Genomic DNA, 18496 nt, shown 5'->3' on the forward strand with positions numbered 1-18496 from the left:
AAGGATGATGGAGCACGCGTCACACGGTTGTCAAGGGAGCGGGAACGAAAGGGGCGGCGGTGCGGAACAATGCTCACCATGAGCGAAAGCCAGCCTCCGACCAGCGCTGATCTGCAGATCCGGCCGCCGCTGCAGGAGCGCAGCCGCCGGGTGTGGACGAGGATCCTGGACGCCGGAGTGGAGATCGTCGAAGAGGGCGGGTACGAGGCGTTCACCATCGCCGCGGTGTGCGAGCGCGCCGAAGTGGCGCCGCCGACCGTCTACGCCCGCGTCGACACCAAGGACGCCCTGTTCCTGGCCGTCTACGAGCACGGCATCGCCCGCGCCCGGGTCGATGAGGCCGTCTTCGCCGACCACGGGCGCTGGACGGACCTGGAACCGGCACGGCTCGTCGGAGCGGTCGTCGCCGAGCTCGCCGGGATGTTCCAGCGCCATGCCCGCTTCCTCGGCGCCGTGGTGCTGATCTCCGGGGCCCACCCGGAGATCAAACGCCGCGGCTCCCACCACGCCCGCCGCATCGGTGAGGCGTTCACCGCCGTCCTCCTGCGCGCCGAGCGGCACATCACCCACCCCGACCCCCGCGCCGCAGCCCTGGCCTGTTACGAGACCCTCTTCTCCGCCCTCGTGCTGCGCACCGCCTACGGCCCCGGCTTCGCCATTCCCGCGACCACCGACCAGGCCTTCACCGACCACCTCGCCCAGACCGCCATCCGCTACCTGCTCGGAGACCAGACGGGCGCCTCTCCTTGGCCATAGCCGGCTCGGCGGTCACGGAGAACCGGACGCCCTGGAACCGCCGGACGGCGGCGTACGCCGGGATCCGTCCCGGCGGCGGTGCAGATCGGCCAGCGCCCGCTCGATCGCGGTGAGCGCCGCCGGATCGGTGAAGAGCAGCGCCGTCCGCAGTGTCGAGCCCGCCTCGTAGCGGATCGCACCGCCGAAGGCGCGGGCCCGTCCCGGATCGTGCTCGGCCAGTATCGACCGGACGAGGCGGAGAGCCTCGGGGTCGTCGACGAGGTCGGCCAGATCGGTGTCGAGGCCGTGCTCGACGACGGGCCGTGCCGCGGGGGTCCAGGGCAGGACCCAGCGGTGCCGGCCCGGGCCCGCGTCCGGTCGCGGACCGTCGGGCAGGACGACTTCGGCGGTCGTGTTCGGCGGCACGAGGGCCGAGACGGTGAGCGCGCCGTCCGCGACGGTCCACTCGACGCTCGCCCTCCCGTACGGTGTGGTCTGCTCGCTGCGGGCGTGCGACAGGCCGGTGAGCACCGTGGGGGAGACGCGGAGGCGCCGGTAGCCCGGCTCGGCGGGAGCCAGGCCGGCCAGGCCCCGGTGGAGCCAGTCCGCGACGGCGCCGAGGGCGTAGTGGTTGAACGAGGTCATCTCGTGGGGGTTGACCGAGCCGTCGGGAAGCAGCGCGTCCCAGCGCTCCCAGACCGTCGTCGCCCCGACGGTCACCGGGTACAGCCAGGACGGCTCCTCGGTCTGCAGGAGCAGGCGCGCCGCGGCGTCCAGCCGTCCTGTGGCGCAGAGGGCGTCCATGATCAGGGGAGTCCCGACGAAACCCGTGCCGATGCGGTAGCCGTCCTCCCGGACGATCTCCGCGAGGCGCCGTCCCAGGGCCGCTCGGAGGTCCGGTTCGCGGGCGATGCCGAACACGAGGGCCAGGGCGTACGTCGTCGGCCCTTCCGAGACCATCCGGCCGGCCGGTGTCACGTACGTCTGGAGGAACGCCAGCCGTGTCCGTTCCGCGAGCCCACCGTAGTGGCGGGCCAGTGCGGTGTCCCCGAGGATCCGCGCCGTGCGGGCGACGATGTCCAGGGACCGGAACAGGTAGGCGGACGCGACGAGGGACGGGTGCGTCCGCCCTTCCCTCGGCCGGTCCGCGGGGGCCTTGGGGTCGAGCCAGTCGCCGAGCTGGTAGCCGCGCGTCCACAGGCCGTCGGGGTCGGCGCAGGCCAGTTCGGCCTCCGCCCAGGCGCGCATGCTCGGGAACTGGCGGGACAGGAGGTCGATGTCGCCGAGGCGCTCGTAGAGCGTCCACGGGACGACGGTGGCGGCGTCCCCCCAGGCGGCCACGACGCCGTCGGTGTCCTCGGGCATGGCGCTCGGCACGACGAGCGGGGTGACCCCGCCGTGGCGCGCCTGCTCCAGGGCGAGGTCGGAGAGCCAGGACGCCAGGAAGGCGCCGCAGTCGTGCAGCGTGGCGGCCGTGCCCGCGAAGACCTGGAGGTCGCCGGTCCAGCCCAGCCGCTCGTCGCGTTGCGGGCAGTCCGTCGGGATCGACAGGAAGTTCCCGCGCATGCTCCACACGACGTTCTCGTGGAACCGGTCCAGCAGCGGCTCGGAGCTGGAGAACCGGCCGGTGCGGCGCAGGTCCGAGGAGCAGACGACGGCCGTGACGGACGACGGGTCGAAAGCGCCGGGCCAGTCGTCGATCTGGAGGTAGCGGAAGCCGTGGAAGGTGAAGCGTGGCTCCCACTCCTCGACGCCGCCGCCGCGCAGCGTGTAGGCGTCCACCGAGTGGGCCTGGCGGAGCTGGCGGGTGGCGAGCTCGCCGTTCTCCAGGACCTCCGCGTGTCGCAGCGTGACCGTGTGCCCTCGCGGGCCGTCCACCCGGATCCGCACCCGGCCCACGAGGTTCTGCCCGAAGTCCACGAGGGTCTTGCCCGACGGCGAGCTCAGCACCGCGACCGGTGCGACCTCCCCGACCCGGCGGACGGGTTCGGCGCCCGCCGGACGCAGCAGCTCATGGGGGACGTCCCGGACGGCGACCGGCAGCCAGCCCTCCCCGCCGCCGCCCGGCGTGGACCACGCGGGATCGTGGCCCCTGGCGTCGAACCGCTCACCGGCGTAGACACCGCTGGAGAGCAGAGCGTCCGAAGGCCTGCAACGCCAGTCGGGAGAGGTCCCGACGACGGCATGACGCCCGTCCTCGTAGGTCACTTCCACCTGGGCCAGGACGGCGGCCGGGCCCTCGTAGGCGCGCCGGGCGCGGCCGAAGAAGCCGTAGCGCTCGGTGAACCAGCCACCCGCCAGCCAGATGCCGAGCGTGTTGCGGCAGGGGCGCACGAGCCCCGTGATGTCGTGGGTCTGGAAGAGCACCCGGTCCCGGTAGCTCGTCCAGCCGGGAGCCAGGACGTCGGATCCGACGCGCGCCCCGTTCAGCTCGGCCTCGTAGACCCCGAGCGCGGTCACGTGCAGGCGGGCGCGGACCACGCCCGGCCCCAGGTCGACGGTGTGCCGGAACTGTCCGGGCCTGTCGTCCGGTGTCCCGGCGGGCAGCGCCACCCAGCACGCCGACCAGTCGGACGCCTCCAGGAGCGGCGCCTCGACGTCGATCTCCGCCGGCTCGGAACGGACTCCGTCGGAACCCGTGGTCGACACCTGGAGGAGGACGCGTTCGCGGGAGCGCAGTGGACGGAACGGCCACGGGACGCACACCGAGTCGCCGCCGTCCAGATCGACGGTCTCCGTGCGACCGCCGTCATCCGGCCGGGTCAGGGTGAGCCGGGCGGACGCCTGCCGCCAGCCGGGAGCCGGGGTGTCCGTGCGCCACGACACGGCGGGCGCCGCGCCGTCCGTCCAGGACGCGCCGTCGCGTCGGCGGCCGGCGCGCAGGTCCGAGACCACGGCATGGGACAAGGGGACACCTCCGGGGAGCGATGCGCGGCACAGGCGTTTCGGCGGCAGGATGATGCCCGCCGGTGCGGCGCGTCCGCTGTCGCCTGCCGCGGCGAAGACCTAGCCTAATGTTCCATTAGAACTTATGTCATTCCCATACCCCCGGAGGTCGCGATGAGCGGTTCGACTCCCTCGCCCCAGGAGGCTTTCATCCACGGGCGGCTGATCAACTTGGTGCGGACCGGCCGGGCGCTGACCCGGCCCGCGCTGGAGCAGGAGACGGGCCTGGGCCGCAAGATCGTCGCCCAGCGGGTCCAGCAGGCGATCGACGCCGGGCTGCTCGAGGACGCCGCCCTCGTCCCGTCCGGCGGGGGCCGCCCGTCCCGGCAGCTGCGCTTTCGCGCCGAGGCCGGGCACGTCTACGCCGGCGTCGTCGGGGCGACGGAGATGACCGCGGCGGTCGCCACGCTCGACGGCACGCTGGTCGCCTCGCTGCACGAGGACTGGGACGCCGCGGACCGCCCCGACGAGACCATGGAGCTGCTGAACGGGCTGTTCGCCCGGCTCGCCCGCAGGACCCGCACCCTGCCGTGGGCCTTCGGGATCGGCGTCGCCGGACCGGTGGACTTCGCGACGGGCCGCCTCGTCGACCCGCCGATCATGCCGGGCTGGGACGGCTACAGCGTCCGCTCCTGGCTGCGCGACCGCTACGACGCGGCGGTCTGGGTCGACAACGACGTGAACCTCATGGCCCTGGGCGAGTGGCACAAGGGGATTCCCCATGACGGCCGCGACCTGCTGTACGTGCTGGCGGACCAGGGCATCGGAGCGGGCCTGGTGTCCCGCGGGCTCGTCTTCCGCGGCGACACCGGCGCCGCGGGCGACATCGGGCACATCCAGGTCAGCCATTCCTCGGACGTCGTCTGCCGGTGCGGCCGCACCGGCTGCCTCGAGGCCCTCGCGGGGGGCTGGGGGATCATCCGGCAGGTCACCGAGCGGACGGGGGAGAGCCCCCGGCTGGCGGCGCGGCTCGCGCAGGAGGGCAGGCTCACCGCCCAGGACGTCGGCCTGGCCGCCGCCGCGGACGACCCGCTGGCCGTCGAGGTGGTGCTCCGGGCGACGCGCCTGCTGGGGCGGACCACGGCCAACCTGGTGAACTTCGTCAACCCCGGCACGGTGGTGCTGGGCGGCGGCGCGCTGCGCGTCGGGGACTGGGTGCTCGAGACGTTCGAGGACACCGTCCGCGCCGGCGTCGGCCGGCTCGCCGGGGGGAGGCTCGCGGTGCGGCCGGCCTCGCTGGACTTCAGGGAGGGGGTGACGGGAGCGGCGATCCTGGCGATCGAGCACCTGTTCGGCCCCTCCTCGGTCGGGCTCTGGATCGAGAACGGCTCGCCGGTCGGCCACGCGGCGCCTTTGCAGCGCCTGTCTCTGCTGTGACCCTTGACATATGTTCCATTGGGACTAAAGTCGGCGCAGGCGGGCCCGCCCCGCGGAGCTCTCCGGGTACTCCTGACCGGAACGGCCCTGCCCCGCCTCATCTCCGACCGGCGCCCGCACGGCGCCCGGGCCGACCACGGTCCTCAGTCCCCCTGGAGTGCATATGCGCAGGTCAATCGTCGCGGCCTCGGCCGCGGCCTTCCTCTTCGGCCTCTCCGCCTGCGGCGGCGGCTCGTCGTCGGCGGAAGGGAGCCAGACGCTCACCCTGGCCATCGTCACGCCGCCCACCTCGTTCGAGCCGGGCGCGATGGCCATGGGCGGTCCGGAGGACCACTACTACCAGGCGGTCTACGACACGCTGCTGGCGCTCGACGCCGCCGGCAAGCCGGCCGCCAACGTCGCGACGGCATGGAGCTACGACCCCTCGAACACCAGGCTGAGCCTCACCCTGCGCGAAGACGTGACCTTCACGGACGGCACGAAGCTCGACGCGGCCGCGGTCAAGGCCAACCTCGAGCACGCCAAGAAGGGCACCGGAGAGGCGGCGAGCGCCCTGCGCGCCGTCGACGAGGTGAACGTCACCGATGCCGCCCACGCCGAGATCGTGCTCAGCGCCCCGGACCCCTCGCTGGTCCCCAGCCTCGCCCGCAGCGCCGGCTACCTGGCCAGCCCGAAGGCCCTCGGCAGCCCGGAGATCAAGACCGCCCCGGTCGGCAGCGGCCCCTACCGACTCGACAAGAGCCGCAGCACCTCCGGAGACGCCTACGTCTTCACCCGCAACGAGTCCTACTGGAACAAGTCCGCCTACCCGTACGACCAGGTGGACATCAAGCACCTCGACAACACGACGGCGGCGATCAACGGTCTGCGCTCGGGCCAGATCCTCGGTGTCTCCGCCATCAGCAAGGACATCGTCCAGGGGGCGAAGCAGGCGGGCCTGACCGTCGCGACGTACGACAACGGGACCATCGAGGGCATCTTCCTGTGGGACCGGGCCGGTGAGAACACCAAGGCGCTCGGCGACCTCCGCGTCCGGCGGGCCATCAACCACGCGCTGGACCGGGAGACGATCGTCGAGAACGTCAAGGGCGGCCTCGCCACCCCCAGCGCGCAGATCTTCGCGCCGACCACGAGCGGCTACGACAAGGCCCTGGACGACGCCTACCCCTACGACGTCGCCAAGGCCAAGCGGCTCATGGCCGAAGCGGGCTACGCCTCGGGCTTCACCCTGACCGTGGCCGACTTCTCGCCGGTCTACCCCGACGAGCAGGCCGCGATGACCGAGTCGCTCGCCGCCATCGGCATCAAGGTGAAGTACACCCCCATCACGGCCGACCAGGCGGTCGGCAGCATCATCGGCGGCAGGTGGCCGATCAACTACTTCAACCTCACGTCGAGCAACCCGTGGGCGTTCGCCCAGCTCACACTCGACCCGAAGGCGGCCTTCAACCCCTTCCACGTGACCGACCCGAAGGTCACCGAGCTGCTCGAGACGATCCGCACCTCGGACTCCGCAGAACAGGACGCCGCCTACAAGCGGCTCAACGCCCACATCGTCGACCAGGCGTGGTTCGCGCCGTGGGCCTTCCAGCAGGGGGCCTACGCCCTCGGCAAGAGCGTCGAGGTGACCACGGTCCCCGGCGTCAGCGTCCCGCCGCTGTCCGGCTTCGCACCCGCAGCCTGACCTTCGCCCGTGCCCCGCGGCCCACGGGCCGCGGGGCACGGCACGGCCGACCATCCGCCACGGAGCCGAACCATGATCACTTTCCTGCTCCGCCGGCTCGCCGCCGGCGTCGTCCTGGTCTTCGTCATCGCGACGGCCACCTTCTTCCTCACCGGCCTGACCGGTTCCGACCCCGCGCAGCGGATCGCCGGAACCCAGGCCGGCGCCGCCCAGGTCGCCGCCAAGCGGCACGAACTCGGGCTGGACCGTCCGCTGGTCGAGCGGTACGCGGACTGGCTCGGCCACGCCGTCCGAGGCGACCTCGGAACCTCATGGTTCACCAACCAGCCCGTCTCGCGCGTCGTGGGCGAGGCACTGCCGGTCTCCCTGTCCCTCGTGCTGGCCGCGATCCTGCTCACCGCCGCCGTGAGTATCGTGCTCGGCGTGGCCGCCGCCGTCCGCGGCGGCTGGGCCGACCGGGTGCTGCAGGTGGTGTCCGTCGTCGCGTTCGCCGTCCCGAACTTCCTCGTGGGGATGATCCTCGCGCTCGTCTTCGCCGTCCAGCTCGGCCTGTTCCCGGCCATCGGGTACGTGAAGCCGAGCGTGGACCCCGCCGGTTGGCTGGCCTCCATCACCCTGCCCGCACTGGCCCTGGCGATCGGCGCCATCGCCACCGTCGCCGCCCAGACCCGCGGCTCCATGATCGACGTCCTGCGGCAGGACTACATCCGGACCCTGCGCAGCCGCGGACTGCCCGCCCGCAGCGTGCTGCTCAAGCACGCCCTGCGCAACGCCGCCCCCGCCTCCCTGACGGTCCTCTCGCTGCAGTTCATCGCGCTCATCGGCGGCGCCGTCGTCATCGAGCAGGTCTTCGGCCTCACCGGGATCGGGGAGCGCGCCACGTCCGCCGCGAGCCAGGGCGACGTGCCGCTCGTCCTCGGCGTCGTCGTCGTGACGGTCGTCCTGGTCGTCATCGTCAACCTTTTGGCCGACGTCCTCCTCGGTTGGCTCAACCCGAAAGTGCGCATGTCATGAGCGTCCCCAACGAACCGAACCCCGCCCACGGGCCCTCGGAGCCCGTCGCGCCGCGAGCGGGTGTCCTGCGCCGCCTTCTGCGCGACCCGCTCGCCGTGGCGGCCCTCGCCTACGTTGCGATCGTCGTCGTGGCGAGCGTGCTCGCACCGCTTCTGACGTCGCAGAGCCCCACGGCGTCCAAGATCGCCGACGCGCTGCTGCCCATGGGGGACGGCCACCCGCTCGGCACCGACGGAGTCGGACGCGACGTGCTCGCCCAGCTCCTCCACGGCGGGCGCACCAGCCTCACCGGGGCGCTCATCGTCGTCGCCGTGTCGCTGGCCGTGGGCCTGCCGGCCGGCATCGCGGCCGGGTACTACCGGGGCTGGTTCGACGGCGTGGCCGGCTGGCTGAGCAACCTCGTCATGGCGCTGCCCGCCATCATCGTGCTGCTCGTCGTCCTGGCGCAGTGGGGCCGCAGCACCGGCCTCGCGATGGCCGTCTTCGGCCTGCTCATCGCGCCCGGCATCTTCCGGCTCATCAGGGCGTCCGTCGTCGCGGTCCGCGAGGAGCTCTACGTCGACGCCGCCCGCGTGTCCGGCCTGGGAGACGCCCGCATCATGCGCCGGCACATCCTGCCCGTCGTCGTGGCGCCGACGGTGATCCAGGTGTCGCAGCTGCTGGGCATCGCGATCGTCCTCCAGGCGGGGCTGGAGTTCCTCGGGCTCGGCTCGGAGAACCAGGCCAGCTGGGGAGGCATGCTCAACGACGCCTTCGCCAACATCTACAGCGCGCCGCGACTGCTGCTCTGGCCGAGCCTGGCGATCGTGCTCACCGTCACCGCCTTCAGCCTCATCGGCAACGCCCTGCGGGACGCGCTCGGGGTCGGCGGGACCGCCGTCCACGTGCGTTCGCGGGCGGAGGCCGCGCCGTCCGGTCCCGTCGTGGCGGCTTCGCCGTCCCCGGCCGGTGAAGCGGACGAGAGCGATGAGGCGGACGTCCTCCTCGCCGTCGAGGACCTGCACGTCGCCTATCCGCGGCCGGACGGCTCCCAGGCCGTCGTCGTGAAGGGGGCCTCGCTGTCCGTGCGCAAGGGCGAGATCCTCGGCCTCGTAGGGGAGTCCGGTTCGGGCAAGTCCCAGACCGCGTTCTCGGTGCTGGGCCTGCTCCCGCCCCTGGCCAGGACCTCCGCCGCCCGCATGGAGTTCGGCGGCCGGGACCTGCGCGGCCTGTCCCCGGCGGCGATGAACCGGTTGCGCGGCAAGCGGATCGGCTACATCCCGCAGGAGCCGATGTCCAACCTCGACCCGTCGTTCCGGGTGGGCAACCAGCTCGTCGAGCCGATGCGGCACCACCTGGGCCTGTCCCGCAACGCGGCGCGCACCCGGGCGCTCGACCTGCTCGAGCGGGTCGGCGTCGCCGATCCGGAGCGCGTCTTCGCCTCCTACCCGCACCAGATCTCCGGCGGCATGGCGCAGCGCGTGCTCATCGCGGGCGCCATGTCATGCGACCCGGAACTGCTCATCGCGGACGAGCCCACGACGGCGCTCGACGTGACCGTCCAGGCGGAGGTCCTCGACCTCATCCGCGAGCTCCAGGCCGAGCGGGGCATGGGCGTCATCCTCGTGACCCACGACTTCGGGGTCGTGGCCGACCTGTGCGACACGGTCGCCGTCATGCAGACCGGCCGCATCGTCGAGACGGCGCCGGCGGCGCGGCTGTTCGCCGAGCCGCAGCACGAGTACACCCGGATGCTCCTCGCGTCGACCCTCGACGACTGCGAACCCCGGGCCGCCCGCTCGCACCCCGTCCAGAACCTCGGAGGGACCCGATGACCGGCATGAATCCGCTTCTCGAGGCCCGCGACGTCATCGTGGAATTCCCCGTCAAAGGCTGGCGGCGGCCGCCGTTCCGGGCGCTCAAGGGAGTGTCGCTCACCATCGACCCCGGAGAGACCCTCGGCCTCGTCGGAGAGTCGGGCTCGGGCAAGACGACGCTGGGCCGGGCCATCCTCGGGCTCGCTCCCGTCACCGGCGGCGACATCCGCTTCGCGGGCCGGACCGTCTCCGGGCTGGGCAAACGCGAACGGCGCGCGCTGAGCAAGGACATCCAGGTCGTCTTCCAGGACCCCTACACCTCGCTGAACCCCGCGATGACGGTCGGGGACATCCTCACCGAGCCCCTGCTCGTCGCCGGAACCAGCAGGGCGGACGCCGAGCGGCGGGTTCGCGGCCTCCTCGACGAGGTGCACCTTCCCGCCGACACGGCGCATCGGCTGCCGCGGGAGTTCTCCGGCGGGCAGCGGCAACGCCTGGCCATCGCCCGCGCGCTGTCCCGCGACCCCAAGCTCATCGTCTGCGACGAACCGGTCAGCGCGCTCGACCTGTCCACCCAGGCGCGGGTCCTCGACCTGTTCATCGAAATCCAGGAGCGCACCGGCGTCGCCTACCTGTTCGTGACGCACGACCTGTCGGTGGTCCGCCACATCAGCCACCGGGTCGCCGTCATGTACCGCGGGGAGATCGTCGAGGACGGTGACGCCGGCGTCGTCACCTCGGCCCCCGCGCACCCTTACACCCAGCGACTGCTCCTCGCGGCGCCGGTCCCCGACCCCGCCCGCCAGGCACAGCGCCGCGCCGAGCGCCACCGGTTCCTCGCCGAGCAGGCCGTCTAGGCGAGGGACGCCGGCCGACCCGACCGGGCTGATCCGGAACGAGAACAGCGCACCAGGCCGTCGCCGATCCGCCACGGCCCGGGAATCGCATGCCCCAACACACGAAAGCGAGAAGGCCATGGCCGATCGTCGACAAGCCGGCATCATCGGCACGGGATTCATGGGAACCGTCCACGCCCGGGCGATCCGGCGCTCCGGCGGCACCGTCGCCCGGATCGTCGGCTCCACACCGCAGTCCTCGCGGGCCGGTGCGCGTCTCGTCGACGCCGAGCGGGTCACCGAGACCCTCGACGAGCTGCTCCAGGACTCCGCCATCGACGTCGTCCACGTCTGCACACCGAATACCACCCACGGATCCCTGGTCCGGGAGGCCATCCGGCACGGCAAGCACGTGGTGTGCGAGAAGCCGCTCGCGGTCGACCCCGCCGAGGCCGAGGAGCTGGTGAATCTGGCGGCCGAGGCCGGGGTGACGGCGACGGTGCCGTTCGTCTACCGCTTCTACCCCACCGTCCGGGAGGCGCGGGCCCGGGTGGCCGACGGCAGCACCGGGCCGGTGCGGTTGCTGCACGGCTCGTACCTGCAGGACTGGCTGGCCGGAGACACCGACGACAACTGGCGGGTCGACGCCGCGACCGGTGGTGCCTCACGGGCGTTCGCCGACATCGGCGTGCACTGGTGCGACCTGGTGGAGTTCGTCTCGGGCCACCGCATCACCCGGCTGACGGCGCGGACCGTCGTCGCCGTCCCGGAGCGCGGCGGACGCCCGGTGACGACCGAAGACGTCGCGGCCGTGCTGTTCGAGACCGACCGGGGCGCGTTCGGCACGGTGACCGTCAGCCAGATCAGCCCCGGGCGGAAGAACCGGCTGTGGTTGTCCGTCGACGGCGCCGACGAGAGCCTGTGCTTCGACCAGGAGAACCCCGATTCGCTGTGGATCGGCGGCCGCGACGTCAACCGGCAGCTGATGCGCGGCACCGGCGAGCACCCGTCCGCCGCCCGCTACGCGGTCGTGCCGTCCGGACATCCGCAGGGCTACCAGGACAGCTTCGACGCCTTCGTCGCCGACACCTACGCCGCCATCGCAGGCGAGGCCCCCGACGGACTGCCCACCTTCGCCGACGGCCTGCGCGCCGCGCGCATCACCCGAGCCGTCCTCGACTCCTCCCGTACTTCTGGCTGGGTCGAGGTGCCCGCGTGACCCCGGCCGGCCGTTCCCACCAGACAAGGACTACCACCCCCATGACCCGGACGTTCCCCGACACCGTCGACGTGGCCATCGTCGGCAGCGGACCCTGCGGCGCGGCGTACGCACGCATCCTCAGCGAGCGCTGCCCGGACGCGACCGTGGCGGCCTTCGAGGTCGGGCCGCTGCTGGCCGACCCGCCCGGCGTGCACGTGAAGAACATCGCAGACCCCGACGAGCGGGCGCTCGCACAGCGCCGCTCGGAGGGCCCGGCACCGCTCGCCGCGGACACCTCCACCGACACGATGGACGGGTACGCCGACGAGTCGTTCCGGCTGGTCCGTCCCGGGACCTTCCTGCTCGCCACCGGATACCGGCAGCCGGGGGAGGACGGGCTCCCCGGCGCCGCGATGTCCAGCAACGTCGGGGGGATGGGAGCGCACTGGACCGGCGCCTGCCCGCGTCCCGGCGACAGCGAGCGCATCGCCTTCCTGCCCGACCTCGACGAACTCCTCGCCGAGGGGGAGCGGCTGCTGTCCGTCGACACGCACGCCTTCGACGACGCTCCCTTCGCCGACGAGGTGCGCAAGCGGCTGAGCACCGCGCTCGACGCGGGGCGCGAGGAGGACCGCAGGGTCGCGCCGATGCCGCTGGCGGTCGTCCGGCACGACGACGGCAGGGTCACCTGGTCCGGGTCCGATGTCGTCTTCGGTGACGTCACGCGCGCCAACCCGAACTTCACTCTCATCCCGGAGGCGCTCGTCACCGAGGTCGTCATCACGGACGGCCGGGCCGCGGGCGTGCGGGTCCGCGACATGGGCAGCGGCGGCGAGCACACCGTCCGCGCCAGGTTCGTCGTCGTCGCGGCCGACTCCCTGCGCACCCCCCAGTTGCTGTGGGCCTCCGGCGTCCGCCCCCGCGCCCTCGGCAGGTACCTCAACGACCAGCCCCAGACGGTCTTCGCCGTCCGGCTGCGCGACGTCGAGCCGGGGCCCGACGAGCAGGCCGTCCCGCGCGACCGGCCGGAGATCGTGCGGCACAGCGGTGTGAACTGGGTGCCCTACACCGACGAGGAGCCGTTCCACGGGCAGGTCATGCAGCTCGACGCGAGCCCGGTGCCGTTGGCCGCCGACGACGTGCCGGTACCGGGGTCCATCGTCGGCCTGGGCTGGTTCTGCGCCAAGGACCTCCAGGAATCCGACCGCGTCGAGTTCGACGACGAGACCGACCCGTACGGCATGCCGGCCATGCGCATCCACTACCGCCTGACCGAGCGCGACCGCACATCGATCGAGGCCTCCCGGGCCGCCGTCCGCCGGGCCGCCGAGGCGCTCGGCGACCCCCTGGACGACGAGCCGCTGACGTTCCCGCCCGGCGCTTCACTGCACTACCAGGGCACCGTCCGGATGGGGGCGGCCGACGACGGCACGTCGGTGTGCTCGCCCGACTCGCAGGTCTGGGGCGTCGACGGGCTCTACGTCGCCGGCAACGGAGTCATCCCGACCGCCACCGCCTGCAACCCCACCCTCACCGCGGTCGGCCTCGCCGTCGGCGGTGCCCGCCACATCGCCGCCAAGCTCACCACCGAGAGGAACTGACGACATGCTCGACTTCCCCATCATCCAAGGCAGGGGCTTCCGCAACGTCGTCGAGGGCGGCCGGGTGACCGGCTTCGCCTTCCAGCTGCGCAACCCGAACTACCGCGGGTTCGCGGCCAGCCTGCTCGACGGCGTCGAGGTGCTCGTCGACGGAGAACGCATCCCCGACCACGTGCCGCTGTGGACGCTGCAGGGGCGCACCTTCACCCTCGAGGAGCTGCGGGCCTCCACCGACGTGCGGTGGCAGCTGGACGAGCCGGCGACGATCACCGTGCCCAGGCCGGGCGGCCTCTCGGCCGGGGTCCACGAGCTCGAGGCCGTCGTCCAGCTGCGCCGGTCGTACTTCCCGCCGCTCGTCGCGCGCACGCCGTTCACCGCGTCGGCCAAGGCCGTGATCGTCCCCCCGGCGCCCGCCGGCGGGCTGCGCTTCGGCGTGTCCACCTACAGCTACTCCGGCGACGTCCACACCTCGATGACCCTCGAGGACGTCTTCGCCGACATCGCCGACCTCGGCGCCGACGGCATCGAGATCCTCGGCGAGGGCAACATCCCGGGCTACCCGTCGCCCGATTCCGCCTGGATCGACGGGTGGCACGGACTGCTGGAGAAGTACGGGCTGACGGCCACCAACTACGGCTCCTGGGTCGACACCACGAGATGGCGGGACCGCGACCTCACCGTCGAGGAGGGAGCGGCGCAGATCCAGCTCGACCTCCGGCTCGCCGCGCGGCTGGGCTTCACCTCGGTGCGGCCGAAGTTCGGCGTCACCTCCTGGGACCTGGACCCCCACCCGATCTGGGAGGAGGCCGTCGAGCGCTCCCTGGACCTCGCGGCGGAGCTCGACGTCGTCATCTGCCCGGAGATCCACGCCCCCACGCCGATCAAGCACCCCGTCACCCAGGGGTACCTCGAGTTCATCGAGCGCACCGGCAGCGAGCACTTCAAGCTGCTGATCGACACCGGCATCTTCCAGACCGAGCCGGTCCGCGACTACGCCGAGGAGATCGACGTGGAGGAGGGCGAGGAGGTGCCGGCGCACCTGCGGCCGCTCGCCGTGCCGATGGCCGACCTGGTCGAGGTGCTGCCGCACGTGCACTTCATCCAGGCCAAGTTCTTCGACATCGACGACCGGCTCCACGACCGGCACGTCCCCTGGGACGAGATCATCACGACCCTGCGGACCGCGGGCTGGTCGGGCTGGCTGTCCAGCGAGTACGAGGGCGTGCGCGCGCCCGGCCGCGGCCGCGACCAGGTCCGCCGCCAGCACGCCCTGCTGCGCACGCTCTGCGCGGGGCGGTGAGCGCCCGATGACGCGCCCGATCACGCTCTTCACCGGCCAGTGGGCAGACCTGCCGTTCGAGGAGGTCGCCCGCCTCGCCTCGTCCTGGGGATACGACGGGCTCGAGATCGCCTGCTGGGGCGACCACCTCGACCCCGACCGCGGCGCCGTGGACGACGCCTACCTCGACGGGAAGCGCGCCGTACTGGACAGGTACGGGCTGAAGGTCTTCGCGATCTCCAACCACCTCAAGGGCCAGGCGGTCTGCGACGACCCGATCGACGGCCGGCACCGCGCCATGCTGCCGGACTCGGTCTGGGGCGACGGCGACCCCGAAGGGGTGCGGCGGCGGGCCGCGGAGGAGATGAAGAACACCGCCCGCACCGCCGCCCGGCTCGGCGTGGACACCGTCGTCGGCTTCACCGGTTCGGCCATCTGGAAGTACGTGGCGATGTTCCCCCCGGTCACCCAGGAGGTCATCGACGCCGGCTACCGGGACTTCGCCGACCGGTGGAACCCGATCCTCGACGTCTTCGACGAGGTCGGCGTCCGCTTCGCGCACGAGGTCCACCCCTCAGAGATCGCCTACGACCACTGGACGACCCGGCGCGCACTGGAGGCGATCGGCCACCGCGAGGCGTTCGGCCTGAACTGGGACCCCAGCCACATGATGTGGCAGGACCTGGACCCGGCCGGCTTCATCCTCGACTTCGCCGAACGCATCTACCACGTCGACTGCAAGGACGTGAAGCTCGCCGTCGGCAACGGCCGCAACGGCCGCCTCGGCTCCCATCTGGCCTGGGCCGACCTGAACCGCGGCTGGGACTTCGTCTCGACCGGCCACGGCGACGTCCCCTGGGAGCGCTGCTTCCGCGCACTGAACTCGATCGGCTACAAGGGCCCCATCTCGATCGAGTGGGAGGACGCCGGCATGGACCGTCTCGTCGGCGCCCCCGACGCACTGCGGTTCGTACGCGGCAAGCTCTTCGACGCCCCGGCGGCCGCCTTCGACGCGGCCTTCAGAACCGGCGCGCAATAAGAGCCCGCCACCCGGCCCTTCCGGGCCCCGCCACGCCCCCGGCACCCGCTGGATCAGCGACGCCCGACCATCCGGCCACGCCCGGCTGCTCGGAACGCCGCATGACCGTGGGCGCCGGGGGCGCGGACTCCTACTTGCCGGGATGGCTGTTCAACTGCACCGCCTGACCGGTGAGGGCGAAGGTTTCCGAGCGCAGTCCGTGGTCGTCGCGTTGTGCCAGGGTGATGCACTGGACCATCCAGACGGTCAGCGCCATCGCGGTGATCATGATCGCGCCCTCGACGAGGGATCCGCAGGCCTGCACGGTCAGTTGCGATCCGGACGTGACGGGAAGCCGGTCGACGAGCCGGCCTACGAGGAGCGCGGCCAGGCAGGCGGGCCACCAGAAGTTGATGACCACGCGGATCCCGGGGCGGCGGTGGCCGGGAGAGGTGTCACTGATGTCGAGGAGGATCCGACGGGGGACCCAGAGATTGAGGACAGGCACGATCCAGCCGAGAAGCAGCCAGCGCCGTTTGTAGCGATGCCGGATGAAACCGCCGACCTCGGCATTCCGCCGGGCCTGGAACACCCAGACCGGCAGAACGCAGAACACCGGTGCCAGGCTGAGGAGATTGAATCCCCGGTTGAGCTCGAGAAAGCTGGCAAGCCCGATGTAAATATCTTCGGGCCTGTCGCTGCGCAACCACTCGATGGCGGCGGAGACCTGAAGGTACTGGACGTACAGGCCGGGCAGCAACGCCAGGAACAACAGGCTCCGCCAGACATTGAGCGACCGCACGGACTCCGCTTTCTGGGGCATTGCGGCAGCTTAGGCGAGCCTCGCGGACGAGGATCGAATGCCCTCGCCGACGGACGGTTTTCCGCCCAGGCCGCCCAGGTCGGCGACACGTCCATGCTGAGTTCGAGGCAGGGTGGCATACGCGAGGGCGGGGTGCATTTCGGCCTCGGCGCCTTGTTCGAGGCGGTGGATGAGCCTGCACGACCAAGCTGGCAGGATCTCCTTCATAGCGCTGGAGAACACGCGATGGAGAGCATCGCTGATGCCGATGGAGCACCATGACCGACGATGAGATCATCGGCAGGATCCGAGGCCGGCTCGCAGGGAGAAGCGCGCCGCCGCTCGCTTCTGCTGAAGCCGTCGCCGCACTCGAGGAAGTCGTCGCGATTGCGGCCGTAGCCCATCTGGAGATCGCCTGGCGTCGGATGGACGACACCGAGGCGTCTTCCTCCCAGGTCCTGCGTGAATATTTCCGTGCGCCCTCGGTGGCCATTCTCATGCGCGAAGCATCCGACCTGTGGGCGCGGCAATCCCGCCCGCACCCACATGGCCGAGAAGCCCATCACCTGCTCGGTGCCGTTCACTACTTCGGCGGCGACCTTGAGCGTGCTGGTTTCCATCTCTCCCGCGCGGGTGACAGTTTGCCGAAGACCTTGCCCTGGAGCGTCGCCTCGACGTTGCCCGGGCGGTATTACGCCAAGGTCCGGCATGAGCTCGGGCTTTGAAGGCCCGGTAGGAGATTTCCCAGGGAAAGCGGTCTGAGCTGTGGGAACACTGAGGCGGTTCGGTGATCGATATGGGCGGTGACCGTTTCGGCTGAGTCGGGTGCGGGCGTTGCTCGATGCCGGACGGGCTTCATAAGGCAGGACGGTAGGGTCGTCCGCGGTGACGACGTCTTTCCCGCGGAGGCCGTATGGATAAGGTGCGGGCCTGGGACCAGAAGGTGCCGCTGCGTTGGCTGCTGGTCGATGAGGGCGGCGCGGATGATTCCGACGTTCCCGTGGCGCTCTGCGCCGAGATCGATGGACTGTTCGTCGAGCCCGAGCCTCCACCGGTTCCGGAGCACTACACCCTGATCGGCTGCGAGCCGGCCGGGTCCCTGCGCGAGGCGCTGCTGCGGGCCGACAGCGATCGGGCCTGGCTGGCGGGGATCGTGTTGGATCCGGTGCACGATCCCCGAAAGCCGTCGCCGGACGGCTGCCAGCGTTATGACTTCGGGTGCTCCTGCATGGAGGAATTGTGTGACGTCACGGTCCTCAACCGGCGCTCGTCGCAGGATGGAACCGGACTGGTCGACATCGACCTGCGCGGGTATCTGCGCATCCTCCCGGAGACCCGATGGCCACCGGCACGGCCGCCCGCCGCGCAGGCATTCCTGCTGACCGGCAGCGATGGGGAGGCTCTGGGCAGATGCCGCCGCACCACCGGAATCTTCCGCGAGCGTCCGCGACCACCGGTGCAGCCGGTGACGCTCGTCGGTTGTCGGCCCCAAGCACCACTGCTGGCGCTGCTGGAGCGGCGCTCGGCCCGGAGGCGTGCCCTGCAGGCGACGATCCACGCCATCGACGACAGCGGGCACGCCGTGAACACGGGTCGAGCGGTGTCGGCCACCGTGACCGGAACACGCCCTTCCCTGCTGGGCGCCGGACTGGTCGACGTCACCCTCGACGCCGGCGTCGACGACCCCTTGCCCGCCGACGCCCGGGCGATCTGGCGGCTATGGCACACAGGTCGGCCGGCCCGCCCCGGCCTGTGGGCCGACTACGACCGGGCGCTACGTCACGAATGGTCCGGCGCGGCCCTGGCCCACCACCCTCACGAACGCCCTGACCGGCCGCCCGGACGCGTCTACCACCTCGACGGCCGGTTCATCACCGACATCGAAGGCTTCTACTGTGCTCTGGGCGAGGCCATCAACGGCCCCGGCGGATACTTCGGCTGGAACCTCGACGCGCTCGACGACTGCCTGCGCGGCAGGTGGGGTGCCACGCCGCCCTTCCGGCTCCTATGGCACCACGCCGACGTCGCACGCCACCACCTCGTACCGGGCTATGACCGTCCCTCCTCCGCACTACGCAGCTGGGGTCCGGCCAACACCCTGCAGGACCTGCTCGACATCCTCTCCGACAGCAGGATCGACGTCGACTTCTGTGATTAGCGGCGGTGAGATCGGGCGGGCGGTTTCGCGAGGAGACCGGTACAGGAAT

Annotated in this window: 14 protein-coding genes; 12 read left to right on the forward strand and 2 right to left on the reverse strand. The window is 71.7% G+C overall.

Going from position 1 to position 18496, the window contains the following annotated elements:
- Window positions 1–78 precede the first annotated feature (78 nt).
- On the forward strand, window positions 79–756 hold the full coding sequence (locus tag C2865_RS36465) for a TetR/AcrR family transcriptional regulator (protein WP_106403400.1): 678 nt from the start codon (window positions 79–81) through the stop codon (window positions 754–756).
- 12 nt (window positions 757–768) lie between these two features.
- On the opposite strand, the gene C2865_RS36470 is transcribed toward C2865_RS36465, so the two are convergent.
- Window positions 769–3642 (reverse strand): alpha-L-rhamnosidase, encoded by a 2874-nt coding sequence (locus C2865_RS36470; protein WP_198653853.1) that lies wholly within the window; start codon window positions 3640–3642, stop codon window positions 769–771.
- Window positions 3643–3795: 153 nt separating this feature from the next.
- On the opposite strand from C2865_RS36470, the gene C2865_RS36475 reads away from it, so the two are divergent.
- From C2865_RS36475 to C2865_RS36515, 9 genes are all read left to right on the forward strand, one after another.
- The gene (locus C2865_RS36475; protein ID WP_106403250.1) at window positions 3796–5058 is read left to right on the forward strand and encodes an ROK family protein; all 1263 of its coding nucleotides are present in this window, start codon (window positions 3796–3798) and stop codon (window positions 5056–5058) included.
- Window positions 5059–5221: 163 nt separating this feature from the next.
- Window positions 5222–6742: an ABC transporter substrate-binding protein gene (locus tag C2865_RS36480; RefSeq protein ID WP_106403251.1), complete on the forward strand. Its 1521-nt coding sequence runs from the start codon at window positions 5222–5224 to the stop codon at window positions 6740–6742.
- A gap of 72 nt (window positions 6743–6814) precedes the next feature.
- Entirely contained in the window at window positions 6815–7756 is a 942-nt protein-coding gene (locus C2865_RS36485) for an ABC transporter permease (protein WP_106403252.1), read from the forward strand.
- A complete protein-coding gene (locus C2865_RS36490; protein ID WP_106403254.1) occupies window positions 7753–9570 on the forward strand; it encodes a dipeptide/oligopeptide/nickel ABC transporter permease/ATP-binding protein in 1818 nt (605 codons plus the stop codon). The genes C2865_RS36485 and C2865_RS36490 overlap by 4 nt, the downstream gene beginning before the upstream one ends.
- Window positions 9571–9575: 5 nt before the next feature.
- The gene (locus C2865_RS36495; protein ID WP_198653854.1) at window positions 9576–10409 is read left to right on the forward strand and encodes an ATP-binding cassette domain-containing protein; all 834 of its coding nucleotides are present in this window, start codon (window positions 9576–9578) and stop codon (window positions 10407–10409) included.
- A gap of 118 nt (window positions 10410–10527) precedes the next feature.
- Window positions 10528–11607: a Gfo/Idh/MocA family protein gene (locus tag C2865_RS36500; protein ID WP_106403258.1), complete on the forward strand. Its 1080-nt coding sequence runs from the start codon at window positions 10528–10530 to the stop codon at window positions 11605–11607.
- 41 nt (window positions 11608–11648) lie between these two features.
- Window positions 11649–13190, forward strand: a complete 1542-nt coding sequence (locus tag C2865_RS36505; RefSeq protein WP_106403260.1) for a GMC oxidoreductase — start codon at window positions 11649–11651, stop codon at window positions 13188–13190.
- Window positions 13191–13194: 4 nt separating this feature from the next.
- Window positions 13195–14490, forward strand: coding sequence for a C-glycoside deglycosidase beta subunit domain-containing protein (locus tag C2865_RS36510; RefSeq protein ID WP_106403262.1), 1296 nt, complete (start codon window positions 13195–13197; stop codon window positions 14488–14490).
- Window positions 14491–14497: 7 nt separating this feature from the next.
- Window positions 14498–15508, forward strand: a complete 1011-nt coding sequence (locus C2865_RS36515; RefSeq protein WP_106403264.1) for a sugar phosphate isomerase/epimerase family protein — start codon at window positions 14498–14500, stop codon at window positions 15506–15508.
- 130 nt (window positions 15509–15638) lie between these two features.
- Here the strand turns inward: C2865_RS36515 and C2865_RS36520 are convergent, their stop codons facing one another.
- Window positions 15639–16310, reverse strand: a complete 672-nt coding sequence (locus tag C2865_RS36520; protein WP_106403266.1) for a DUF4328 domain-containing protein — start codon at window positions 16308–16310, stop codon at window positions 15639–15641.
- Window positions 16311–16567: 257 nt separating this feature from the next.
- On the opposite strand from C2865_RS36520, the gene C2865_RS36525 reads away from it, so the two are divergent.
- Window positions 16568–17014 (forward strand): hypothetical protein, encoded by a 447-nt coding sequence (locus C2865_RS36525; RefSeq protein ID WP_106403268.1) that lies wholly within the window; start codon window positions 16568–16570, stop codon window positions 17012–17014.
- 188 nt (window positions 17015–17202) lie between these two features.
- Entirely contained in the window at window positions 17203–18447 is a 1245-nt protein-coding gene (locus C2865_RS36530) for a barstar family protein (protein ID WP_106403270.1), read from the forward strand.
- Window positions 18448–18496: the final 49 nt, after the last annotated feature.

Origin of the sequence: Actinocorallia populi (genome assembly GCF_002995495.1) — a bacterium.
Classification (GTDB): Bacteria; Actinomycetota; Actinomycetes; order Streptosporangiales; family Streptosporangiaceae; genus Actinocorallia; species Actinocorallia populi.